Origin of the sequence: Streptomyces sp. NPDC059785 (assembly GCF_042732375.1) — a bacterium.
Taxonomy (GTDB): domain Bacteria; phylum Actinomycetota; class Actinomycetes; order Streptomycetales; family Streptomycetaceae; genus Streptomyces.
In genome coordinates this window covers 1-11,489 of record NZ_JBHWHV010000116.1, presented here as the reverse complement: position 1 = coordinate 11,489, position 11,489 = coordinate 1, and the positions used below count along the sequence as shown (strand labels likewise).

General features: G+C 68.7%; 10 protein-coding genes. 6 read left to right on the top strand and 4 right to left on the bottom strand.

The annotated features are described in order from the left end of the window. Positions 1 to 451: 451 nt before the first annotated feature. Positions 452 to 1,057 (bottom strand): sugar O-acetyltransferase, encoded by a 606-nt coding sequence (locus ACFV6E_RS42325; protein ID WP_385171348.1) that lies wholly within the window; start codon positions 1,055 to 1,057, stop codon positions 452 to 454. A 241-nt stretch (positions 1,058 to 1,298) separates the two neighbouring features. Next, positions 1,299 to 1,916, bottom strand: coding sequence for a LysE family translocator (locus ACFV6E_RS42320; RefSeq protein ID WP_385469073.1), 618 nt, complete (start codon positions 1,914 to 1,916; stop codon positions 1,299 to 1,301). 169 nt (positions 1,917 to 2,085) lie between these two features. Here ACFV6E_RS42320 and ACFV6E_RS42315 point away from each other — a divergent pair, with 169 nt between their 5' ends. The 3 genes from ACFV6E_RS42315 (at position 2,086) to ACFV6E_RS42305 (ending at position 5,830) form a co-directional block, all read left to right on the top strand. Next, the gene (locus tag ACFV6E_RS42315) at positions 2,086 to 3,513 is read left to right on the top strand and encodes a glutamine synthetase family protein (protein WP_385171353.1); all 1,428 of its coding nucleotides are present in this window, start codon (positions 2,086 to 2,088) and stop codon (positions 3,511 to 3,513) included. Between the two features lie 191 nt (positions 3,514 to 3,704). Next, positions 3,705 to 5,018 carry a hypothetical protein gene (locus tag ACFV6E_RS42310; RefSeq protein ID WP_385469070.1) on the top strand — a complete coding sequence of 438 codons (1,314 nt, stop codon included), beginning with the start codon at positions 3,705 to 3,707 and terminating at the stop codon, positions 5,016 to 5,018. 167 nt (positions 5,019 to 5,185) lie between these two features. Further along, the gene (locus ACFV6E_RS42305) at positions 5,186 to 5,830 is read left to right on the top strand and encodes a class I SAM-dependent methyltransferase (protein ID WP_385469067.1); all 645 of its coding nucleotides are present in this window, start codon (positions 5,186 to 5,188) and stop codon (positions 5,828 to 5,830) included. A gap of 78 nt (positions 5,831 to 5,908) precedes the next feature. Here the strand turns inward: ACFV6E_RS42305 and ACFV6E_RS42300 are convergent, their stop codons facing one another. Then, positions 5,909 to 6,961 (bottom strand): acetyl-CoA carboxylase biotin carboxylase subunit family protein, encoded by a 1,053-nt coding sequence (locus ACFV6E_RS42300; protein ID WP_385469065.1) that lies wholly within the window; start codon positions 6,959 to 6,961, stop codon positions 5,909 to 5,911. Between the two features lie 707 nt (positions 6,962 to 7,668). Between ACFV6E_RS42300 and ACFV6E_RS42295 the strand changes: the two genes are divergently transcribed. From ACFV6E_RS42295 to ACFV6E_RS42285, 3 genes are all read left to right on the top strand, one after another. Then, a complete protein-coding gene (locus ACFV6E_RS42295; protein WP_385469062.1) occupies positions 7,669 to 8,370 on the top strand; it encodes a TMEM175 family protein in 702 nt (233 codons plus the stop codon). Between the two features lie 276 nt (positions 8,371 to 8,646). Further along, complete coding sequence (locus ACFV6E_RS42290; protein ID WP_385469059.1) at positions 8,647 to 9,585, top strand: GNAT family N-acetyltransferase; 939 nt, start codon at positions 8,647 to 8,649, stop codon at positions 9,583 to 9,585. A 141-nt stretch (positions 9,586 to 9,726) separates the two neighbouring features. Beyond that, the gene (locus ACFV6E_RS42285; RefSeq protein ID WP_385469056.1) at positions 9,727 to 10,248 is read left to right on the top strand and encodes a hypothetical protein; all 522 of its coding nucleotides are present in this window, start codon (positions 9,727 to 9,729) and stop codon (positions 10,246 to 10,248) included. Between the two features lie 159 nt (positions 10,249 to 10,407). Here the strand turns inward: ACFV6E_RS42285 and ACFV6E_RS42280 are convergent, their stop codons facing one another. Continuing rightward, positions 10,408 to 11,142 (bottom strand): dienelactone hydrolase family protein, encoded by a 735-nt coding sequence (locus tag ACFV6E_RS42280; protein WP_385171390.1) that lies wholly within the window; start codon positions 11,140 to 11,142, stop codon positions 10,408 to 10,410. Between the last annotated feature and the right edge of the window lie 347 nt (positions 11,143 to 11,489).

The window sequence follows — 11,489 nt, the reverse complement described above, 5'->3', positions numbered from 1 at the left end:
CCATGCTCCGCGACGGCACCCCCTACCAGCCCCGGCACGAACAAACCGCCTGACCATGCCCACAGACCTTGACCGAACAGATAGAAGCACCCCCCCCCGGGACGGTCCCGGAGCCCGCATGAGCGGGCCCCGCTCCGCCTGACGTTCTGTCACCTCGAACGGCGACATGTCCACTCGCTTGGCGCGACGATCACCCTCGTGTCATCGCTGCGCGTCATGGAGCGGAGGACGAGAAGACGTGGACGTGTACGGAGCCGTGGACACTCGCCGGGCCGTGCGGGCGTTCAGGATGAGCCGGTACCGGAAGAGGAGCTCGGACGAGTGCTGGCCGCAGCGACGCGGGCTGCGGCCGCCACTGCGCGTCGGTCAGCTCGTGTCGTCGCACCATGCCCGACGCCTGCCCGACCTGGAGGCGGATCCACCGCACCCGGCAAGAGCCATCAGGAACGACTCAGCCGACGACGGCCGTCCGCGTGGTGAGATCGTCGTCCGTCACGGAACGGAGCACTCTGCAGGGCGTCCCGACCGCGACCACCATGGGCGGCACGTCCCTGCTGACGACACTGCCGGCGCCGACGACCGATCCGTACCCGATGCGCACCCCCGGCAGGACGACGGCATTGCTTCCGATCCACACCTTGTCCTCGATGACGATCGGTTCCGAGAAACGCGCGAAGTCGACGCGGCGCGCGGGGTGGACAGGGTGTCCCGTCGTGGTCAGCGTGACGTTGGGGGCGATCATGACACCGTCCCCGATGCGGATGTCGACGTCGTCGACGAAGGCCAGGTTGACGTTGCCGAAGAAGTCGTCGCCGATGTGGACGTTGCTCCCGAAGCCGGCGCTGAACGGCGAGTGCAGCACGGTGCGCGCTCCGACCGACCCGAGGATGGCCTCGAGCAGCGCGCGCCGCTCCTCGGCCGCGCCCGGCGGGGTGTGGTTGTACCGGAAGATGAGGTCGGCCCGGCGCCGCGTGTTCTGGAACGCCGCCTCGGACTCCGTGTAGACGAGGCCCGCCCCTATACGGCGCAGCACCTCCTGCTCGTCGCTTTCCGGCACGTCGCGCTCTCCCCCCGCCCACCGTACGCAAGCCTGAACCCGGCCTGCCGATCGTTCAGTTCGGGCGGCAAGCATACGCACCCCCGGACACATCGCCAGGGCCCCGCCGGCCGCTGACTCGCTCCTGACGGTTACGCCAGGCCGGGTACACGGTCGTCGCGGTCCACCGCGCTGCCGTCCCCATGGGCGGCGAGGCGTCCGTCCGGGCGTTGCGACGCCGCGGAGATCCGTCAGAAACGGCCTAGGCCTCACCGGCGAGGCTGACGCAGAAGAAGAGCAGGACCGCCCCGGCGCTCGCGTCGAACGCCCTGCGCACCGGGCGCCGTTCGAGCCACAGCCTCACTGACCCGACGAACGCCACGACCAGAAGGAACCAGGTTATGCCCAGGCACGGCACGGTCCAGGCGTGCGCCAGCCAGGTGACCCACGACGCATCCTGGTCGACGAACTGGGGCAGCAGCGACAGATAGAAGACCAGGATCTTCGGATTGGTGGCGTCGCACAGGACACCCCGGCGGTAGGCGGCCCATGCGGACGACCGCGATGCACCGTCCGCACCGACGGCCCCGTACCGACCGTGGAGCGCGCTGCGCAGTGAAGTGAAGCCCAGCCACGCCAGATAGGCGACGCCGACCCATTTGATGGCGAGGAACAACGGCTGAACGCGGACGATCACACTCGCCACTCCGGCCGTGACGAGCAGCCCTTGCAGAACCGCGGCCGACGCGACACCGAACGCCGTGGCCGCACCACATCTTCGTCCGCCGCTCAGAGTGGACTGGACGATCAGGACGAAGTCGGCTCCCGGGGTCAGCACTAACGCGACCACGACAAAAAGGAATCCCCATGAGTAATCCACGGATTGAGCCTACCTAAGTGGCTGAACCGTTGAATCGGGCACCCTGGAACTGGAATTGAATGATTCGAGGTTTCTCTCGCCGGATCCGGCGCGTAATCTGCGCGCAGGAAATGATCGAGGAATCGTTTGGCCCGGTGGGTTGAACGGGCTGCTTGTGGGAGGTTTTGTGATGCCATTCGTCGAACAGTACGGATTGTGGACGCCGGAGCAGGAGGCCGCGGCAGTCGAGGTGGAGCACCGGGTGAAGGAGCTCGGGCTTCGGCAGGTACGCATCGCCTGGGGTGACCAGCACGGCATCCTGCGCGGGAAGAACCTGGAGACCGGCCACTTCCTGTCCATATTGCGCAGAGGCAAGGATTTCCAGACCGCGACCTTAATCTTCGACACGACGAACAACCCGGTCGTGCCGCCCTTCGGGGCCAACGCCCTCGGCGATCCACGGATGACGGGGCTGCCCGACGGCGTGCTCGTTCCTGATCCGCTCACGTTCAAGGTACTGCCGTGGCTCGATCGCACCGGCTGGATCCTGTCCGACCTCTATTACCAGTCGGGGGAGCGCGTACCGTTCGACACCCGTGGCATCTTGCAGGACCAGGTGAGCAGACTTGCTCAGGACGGGTACGAGTTTGTCTCCGGTATCGAGCTCGAGTTCTATCTGACACGCCTCGACGACCCCAAGCTCACCTGGCAGGACGCGGGTCATCCGCCGGAGGCGCCGTCGGTCAGCCCGGTCGCCCACGGGTTCCAGTACCTGACCGAGACCAGGGGCGACGAGATCGACTCGGTCCTGTCCGTCCTGCGGGACAACGTTGTCGAACTGGGGCTGCCGCTGGCCACCATCGAAGACGAATGGGGCCCCGGACAGGTCGAGTTCACCTTCGACCCGCAGACCGGCACGGCGACGGCCGACACCGTCCTGCTGGTCCGATCGGCCATCAAACAGCTGACCCGGCGTCATGGCTACCACGCCACCTTCATGGCACGCCCTGCCTTCCCGAACGCCTTCTCCAGCGGATGGCATCTCCACCAGTCGCTGCGGCGCGCTGACGTACCCAACGTATTCGCCGCGACCGATGGTGAACTCCTGTCCGCGACGGGCCGCGCCTACATGGCAGGCCTGCTCGCTCACGCACTGGAATGCTCGGTACTCACCACGCCCACGATCAACGGTTACAAGCGGTACCGGCCCGACTCCTTCGCACCGGATCGCATCGCGTGGGCCGAAGAGAACCGCGGGGCGCTCATCCGCGTCGTGGGCAGCCGCGGAGACGCCGCCACGCACCTGGAAAACCGTGTCGGCGAACCGGCCGCCAACCCTTACCTGTACCTCGCCTCTCAAATAGCGAGCGGTCGCGACGGCATCGTCCGCTCCCTCGAACCGGGAGCCTCCGCGGACGAACCGTATGCCGCGCAGGCGCCGGCTCTGCCTGTCTCGCTGGAGGCCGCCCTCGAACACTTCAAGGGCAGCGAACTCCTCCGCAAGGAGTTCGGTGAGCCTTTCGTCGACTACCTGATCATGCTGAAGCAGCATGAGATCGGGCGCTTCCACGCCGCGGTGACCGACTGGGAACAGCGGGAGTATTTCGAGATGTACTGAACGTGGCCGGTTCAGCCGGTCCAACCCGTCCGAAAAATAGGGGCGCGGTGGTAACCCCCGCCATGTGATCATCCTTCTGACGCGCCGGGACTGCCGGCGCGTCAGTCGCGAGTTCACACCCATGGGGGGTAGCAATGAGCCTTTTCCCTGCTGGACGCACGTTAGGTCTCAGATCCGGCGCCGCTGTGCTGGTGGCGGCCGGTCTGCTGACGGCCGGCCTCGCCGCGCCCGCGTTCGCCGCCGACGACCCGCCGCAGACCGACCAGTTGTGGATCAACGAGCCGTACGAGCAGACGCTGCCGCTCGGCACGGACGGCGCGCAGCCGCAGTCCCGCACCCTCGGCGTCGGCATCTACCACGACAACGAGAACTTCACGGTGACCGACGGCAAGCTCACCGTCGACGTCTCCGAGCTCGCCGGAGTCGCCGAGGTGTCCTGGCCCGACAACTGCACACCCAGCGGCTCCCGCGCGGTGTGCGACATCCCCGTGGTGCCCGCGATCGGCGCCGACTACGAGGACCAGGTGTTCCTGACGGTGCGCGCGGCCGATGGCGCCGAAGTCGGCGCGCAGGGCCGCATCACCTTCGAGGCGACGGCCACCGGCGGGCCCGACGGCACACTCACCGCGCCGCACGAGAGTTTCGACACCACGCTCACCGTCGGCACCGGACCCGACCTGGCCATCGACCCCGTCACCGGCATCGAGGACGGCCGGCCCGGCGACGAGCAGCCGATCCCGTTCAAGGTCACCAACAACGGCAACGAGAGCGCGCACGGAATCACCGTCAAGCTGAACGCCTCGTACGGCCTCACGGATCTGACCCGTTACGACGCCTGCACCTACACCACGACCAACGGCGACGTCTACGCACCGTCGACCAACGTGGCCTGCACGTTCGACCAGGAGCTGGCGCCGGGCGACTCCTTCGTGCTGCCCGCGCCGCTGACGGTGCGGCTCGCCCCGTACGCGCTGAACGAGCGGCTGGACATCGATGTCGAGCCGGGCGACGGTGCCCAGGACCTCGACTCCCTGAACGACTACACGATCGTCCAGATCGGCGTGGAGAACACCGCGGACTACTCCGTGACCGGTGACGCCATCGCCGGCGCGGCGGGCGAGACGGCCACGGCCGAGCTCACGTTCAAGAACAACGGCCCGGCCTGGTTCGGCAACCTCGGTTCCGGCGACCCGGTCGCCAAGGTCCGGCTGATCGTGCCCGAGGGCACCACGGTCACCGGCGTGCCCTCCGGTTGCTCCCCGCGCACCCTCGAAGGCGGCTACTACCCGAAGCAGACGGGCGCCCCGCGTTACGACTGCAGCCTGCGGTACTGGGTGCTGGCGGACACCCAGCGCACGTTCGCGTTCTCCGTGCGCGTCGACACCGTGGTGCCCGGCGCGACCGGCGCCGTGAGCATCCACCCGCCGTACGGCGAGTTCGGCGAGTACCCCTTCGACTTCGACCCGGACCTCGCGAACAACACGGCGGTGCTCGCCGTCAACTGACCGGCCCGCGGGTCCGGAGCACGCCGGCGAAGCGGCTGCTCCGGACCCGCGCTTCATCCGACTGCACCCGGCTGTTTCTCCCCGCTCGGACGCCGTGCTTGGCTGTCGTTTTGCCGAAGCGGCAACTCAGGTGGCGTGAGCGGGCCGCGGTCGGTGACGGTGGGTCCGTGACCGAGAACAGATACGACGCATATGTTGGAGATCCCGCGGTGCGGGCGGAGTGGGACAACCGGTATGCCGAGCGGCAGCAGCTGTGGAGCGGCCGGCCCAACAGTGCGCTGGTGGCCGAGACCGCCGGACTGACCCCCGGGCGGGTGCTCGACGTCGGCTGCGGCGAGGGCGCGGACGCCGTCTGGCTCGCGCGCGGCGGCTGGGACGTGACCGCGCTCGAGGTCTCCGGCGTGGCGCTGGAGCGGGCGGCCGGACACGCGCGGGACGCGGGTGTCGCCGTGCGCTGGATACACGCCGCACTGACGGAGGCGGCGCTCCCGTCGGCCTCCTTCGACCTGGTCTCCGCGCAGTACCCGGCCCTGCTGCGCACCCCCGACGCCGCAGCCGAGCGAGCCCTGCTCGCGGCCGTCGCACCCGGCGGCGTACTGCTGCTCGTCCACCACGCGGGGATGGACACCCAGCACTCGCACGACAGCGACTTCGACCCGGCCGACTACGTCTGGCCCTCGATGGTCGCCGCCCTGCTCGACGACGACTGGCAGGTGGAGGTGGACGAACAGCGGCCACGCGTGTCACCCGACGGCGGCGCCGGCGCGCACCACACCGACGACATCGTGCTGCGGGCGCGACGGCTGCGCTGAGCCTCAGCGCTCGCAACGGCCCGGACTCGGCGAGTACGGTCGGACAGGCCGCTGTCGGTGCGTCGGTGCGTCGGTGAGTCAGGTGAGCGACAAGCTGCCGCGGGCGTCGCCTGTCTCGTTGAAGCGGGCGATCGCGTCGATCGTGTCCCCGAGTCCGGACGCGTCCGGGTCGGACACGACGGCCCGACCGACGCTGCCGTAGGGGCCGACACGCGCGTCGGGGCCGGCGGAATAGTGCAATTCGTCGAAGGAGAAGGCGCGCTCGAAATCCTCCTGCGTCAGCGTGCCGACGCGCGGGCGGCGCAGCAGCAGATATCCGTGGAAACGGTCCGGCGTCCGGTGGCCGTACGGCGGCTCGGGCGTTTCGCCGAGGGCGAGAGCTATCTCGAGGTCGATCAGGTCGACGCCGTAGGTCAGTTGATTGACCCGTGGCGACAGGGCTCCCGGCAGCCGTACGGCGCATTCACCAAAGGTCAGCCCGTCGGCCTGCTGGAACGCCTCCATATGGAAGACACAATCGGGTGCCTCCAGCGGGGCGAGCACCCGTCGGGCCATGGCCTCCATCCGTGCGAAGAACTCCGGACACTGCCGTCGGTCCAGCACATACGCGGCCAGGACGTTGCTCTGTACGGCGCTGAGCGGGGACTTGTGGTACTTGCTCAAGGACGACCACTGAAGGGCGCCGTGCTGCCAGATGCCGTCGAGGTAGATCTCGGGCGCGTCGATGAACGACTCGGCGACGACCTCGACGTCCGAGCGTCCGGAGAACGGCTTCAGCGCCCGGGCGTACTCCTCGGGCGAGCGGACGACACTGGTGCGCTGCGAGCCCGCCCCGGTGGCCGGCTTGACGACGAAGGGGGTGCCCAGATCGACGGCCGCCTCCTCGTACGGCGTGCCGACCGGCAGGTACCGGCACCGCGCGCGCCGCACGTCGGACGGCAGCAGGCTCTTCTGGAGGTACTTGTCCCGGAAGTTGAGAACCCTGCGGGCATCCGCGTTCCCCGGCAGCCCGAGCTGCCCGCGCAGACAGGCCGCCGGAAACACACCCATCTCATGAACGCTGAGCACACCCGCCAGCTCGCCCAACTGCTCGGACAATATGGCGCGGAGAACTTCCTGCACATTCTCCATGTCGGCGACGCGGCGAAATCTCAATCTCTCCGGAGAGGCGAGAGAGGTGATCGGATCCGGAACAATGTAGAAGGGGTCCACACCGCGACGCCGTAGCGCCTCGTCGAGATCGTCTCGATATCCAATAACCACCATCGTGGGCATACGTCGTCTCCATTGTTACGACTTGCCGAACCAGGGAGGAGTTATTGCGATGTCACTGTGACGCAGCCGGCCCTTTCCCGGCACCCGCGAATCATGGCACAGGCCTGGTCGCTTACCGCTTGTGAGGTGGATCACAGAACAGCAGGGCCGATCGACTGGACGGCGGCCTGGCGAAGAGAGGGCGGCAACGGCCCTTCGCGGGTGAAGCCCCCCGGACGGTGTCAGTGCCGCCGAACACTACAGCCATGTCATGGCACAAGCACGCGAGGAGAACGGTGAGCGCTTCGTGGGCGGCCGTCACTCGGGCAGTGCCGGTGTCGTCCCCGTTCCTGTCCAACTCCTGTGTGTACAAAGCGTGCTGTGAATGTCAGGGACTGGTGGTGGCGGCGGATAAAGGGACGGTCAGCGTGCCTGTGCGCCGGAGCCGGTGGCCGTGGCCCCGCCGATTTGCCTTGGCATCGGCCTTCGGTAAAGTCCGCGCAGGTCGTCGGAACGCCCGCGACCGGCAGTCTTCGGCAGCGACGGGAAGCTTCGGCGGACCGGACAGGGAGAGGTGCGAACACATGGGTGCCAGCAATATCGTCGGTGAGACCGACGCGGGAGGGCCCGCCCCGGCAGAGACGTCGGTTCCCGAGTCGGTCGGCATCGAGGGGGGTGTCTCGGCGGAGCGGCTGCTGCTCTTCACCGACGCGGTGGCCGCGATCTCCATCACCCTGCTGGTCCTGCCGCTGGTGGAACTCGTCCCGGAGGTCGCGTCCGCGCACGAGGGCGCCAGCGAGGTGGTCACCGGTCACTTCAACCAGATCTGGAGCTTCCTGCTCAGCTTCGTGGTCATCGCGAACGTCTGGATGGAGCACCACCGGACCTTCGCGTCGGTCGAGAAGCTCACCCGCTCCCTGGTCGTCTGGAACATGGGGTGGCTGCTCTCCGTCGTCGTGATCCCTCTCCCGACCGAGATGATCGGCGCCTTCGGCCCCGACCGGTTCGTGGGGGCGTTCTACTACTCGGCCCTCCTGGCCAGCATGGTGTGCCGATTGGCGATGCTGAGGATCCTGAAGACCAACCCGGGACTGCTCAATGGAGATGGGCAAGGGGCCCGTCAGAGGAACCAGGACGCGTACACCGAGAGCTACTTCAACGTCATTGCCGTGGTCATCGCGTTCGCCATCGCGCTCGCCGTACCCGTGCTGCAGTACTACAGCCTGCTGCTGCTCGCCGTCTCGCAGAGGCTGGCGCCCCGCTGGGGCCGGCGCACCGCCCGCTGACCGAGCGCTGCCCGGGGTGGGGGCGGGCCCCGGGCGCCCGCGCCTTCTTCCACCTGCTTGGTGCGGAGAAGGACCACGGGCACCTGCTTGGTGCGGAGAAGGACCACAGACACCTGCTTGGTGCAGAGAGGTCCGTAACGCTCCGCCGCGTCACCTTCAAGCTGGTGACCTGGTGACCTGGTGATCAACCAGGCGACCGTACCGGGTTCTGGGGACGCGCCGCCGACAGCAACAAATGCGTTGCTGCGATACCTCCCGGTCGTGATCATGGACCGAATGCGATTCTTCTCCGCCACTGTGGACCCCACCGCCCTGGACCGTGCTGCCGCGTATCCGGCCGACGGTCCGGTCGCCGCCCTGACCGCTGAAAAAATCCGCGAGGAGGTCGACGCCAACCGGTTCCGTCCGGAGTGGATCTGGCTTGCCGAGGACGAGGGCGGAGAAGTACTTGCCCGTGCGCTGTGGTGGGGCCGTGCCGACAGCGAGCGGCCCATAGCGCTCGACTGCCTCCAGGTCCGCTCCGGCGTCGCTGATCCGGTCGCCGTCGCCGCCGGGCTCCTTGAGGCCGGGCATGCCGCCTTCGGCGCCCGCCCGCTGTACAACCTCTCGCTCCCGGCGGACTGGACCAGCCGATCGGAACTGACCGAGGCGGTGGCCTGGCGTCGCGAAACGGGCCTGCGCACAGGGTTGAGCCGGGAGATCCAGCGCCTGCGCTACGAGTGGACTCGGGCGGCGGGGGTGCCCGAGGCCAGCGGTCGGCTGACGTTCCGTGAGGGCGGCGACGAGGAGTTCCTGGATGCCTTCGTCCGGGTGTCGGCCGGCAGCCTCGATGAGGCCACCCGAGACGAGTTGCGCACGAAGGACGCCAGGCAACTGGCCCAGGAGGACATGGAGTTCTACCTCGACTGCCCGGGCGAGCGCTCCTGGTGGAGGCTCGCGGAGCTGCCTGACGGTACGCTCGCCGGTCTGGCGGTCCCGTCGGCGACCCCGTACAACCGCAACGTCGGCTGTCTCGGTGTCGTACCCGAGCAGCGCGGCAAGGGCTTGATCGACGAGATCCTCGGTGAGATCACCCGCTTCCACGCGTCCGAAGGCGCCGAGCGCATCACCGCGACCACGGACACCACGAACGTCCCGATGGCCGCCGCCTTCGACCGCGCCAACTATGAAGTGACTGAGATCCGAGTGATTCTCGAGGCTCCCCGGGCCGCATGACCTGCCGTACGTGAACCGCTGCCTGTGAACCGCTGTCCATCGCCCACTGCACATCGGAGGGGCTGGTCCGGGACGGGACGGTGAGCGTCGGGTGCTCCAGTGGGAAGAGCGAAGCCCCACTGGAGCAATAGGTTGGCTGACATGGGTGCGCGGGGGCGGAGTTACCGATACGTCGGACCGGTGGAGCTGAAGGCCGCGGTCCGGCCTGGCGGCGGCGGGTGCCGCATCGGCACGGCGGTCGCGTTCGGCGGCTGGATCGCTGAGCGTTCGGCGGCGGAGCTGGCCGAGCCGTTCACTTTCGTGGTCGGCACGGACGGCGCGCTTCGACTGGCTCCACGGCGCAGCGAGCACGTGGCCTGCGCCGGCGGAGACATGGTGCTGAGCGCCGGCGAGATCAGCTTCGTGTGCGAGGCGGGACGGTGGGCCGTGAGCGAGGTCAGCAACCAGTCCACCGGGTACTGCCCGGACGTCACCTCCTGGCCGGCGGTCGCTCGTGCTCTGGACGACGTGGGGCTCGGGCATCCGTCCGGCTTCACCCATGAGGTGGTGTTCCGCCGGTGCCCTGGCTGCCAGGAGCACAACATCGTGCGCGAGAACGACTTCGTCTGCGTCTTCTGCGGCACCGACCTGCCGCGGACATGGAATGTGGATCCCACGGCGTGACTGACCTCCCCCCCAGCTTCTCCAGACCAGAGACTGAGGTTCGGCAGGCCACAGACTGAGCACGGGCCTTCAGGTCGCCGGCGGTCCCGGGCCACAGCGGTCGAGGAGCCTGCCCCTGCGCCCCTGCGCCCCTGCGGCCCGGCGTTACTTGAGGTGCCGCTACATCAGATGCCGGTTGAAGAACTGGGCCGCCGCGTCCCCCGCGAACTGCGGGACGCCGGTGTGCCCGCCCATGTTGGCGTGCAGCGTCTTCTCCGTGGAGCCGAAGGCGTCGAACAGGTTGAGGGCCGCCTGCCGGTCGTTGCCTTCGTCGTCCCACTGCAACAGGACGTGCAGGGGGATCTTGACCTGGCGGGCCTGTTCGAGAATGGCGCGCGGGACGAAACTTCCGGCGAACAGAACGGCGGCGGAGATGCGCGGATCGACCACCGCCAGGCGAACGCCGATGGAGATCACCCCGCCCGAGTATCCGACCGGTCCGCCGATCCCGGGCAGTGACAGCAGGGCGTCCAGGGCGGCCTGCCATTCCGGGACCGCCGTGTCGACCAGGGGGAGGATGAGGGCGTCGATGAGTTCGTCACTGACGGGCTCGCCGGCCTGCACGGCCTGGCGCACATCGGCGCGGGCCTGCTCGGCGGCGGGCTGGCGGGGCCGGTCACCGCTGCCGGGGAGCTCGATGGTGGCCGTGGCGAAGCCTTCCGCCGCCGAGTGCCGGGCCCGGGCCACCAGCCGGGGGTATGCCTGGCGCAGCCCGACAGGAGGGGGGCCGAGCAGGATCAGCGGCGCCGGTGCCGATACGGATGCGGGCGTCCACAGGATGCCGGGGATGTCGCCGAGGGTGAATGCGCGCTCGAGGACGCCGTCGTCGAGGCGCTGTTCAGACGTGAAGTGCAGGCTCGTGTGCATGGTCGTGCCTTTCGGGAGTCGCTGGTACGGCGCTCCCGGGCGACCTATCGCCCGACCGTGACCCCGAAGGGGAGCACCCATGTCGATACTGCGTTCACGGGTACCACCTCCTCGCTCGCTTGCACGGCCTTCGGAAACATAGCAGTGGCCGGTGTGGTGGCGCCAACGACTTATGCCGGCCAGCCGCCCATGCCCGACCCGCGGTGACCGACCCGCGGTGACCGACCCGCGGTGACCGACCCCGCGGTGACCGACCCGCGGTGACCGACCCGCGGGGGGCGCGCGCCGCGCGGCCCGCCCCCCCCCCGCGCCCCGGCGCCCCCCCGCCGACCACG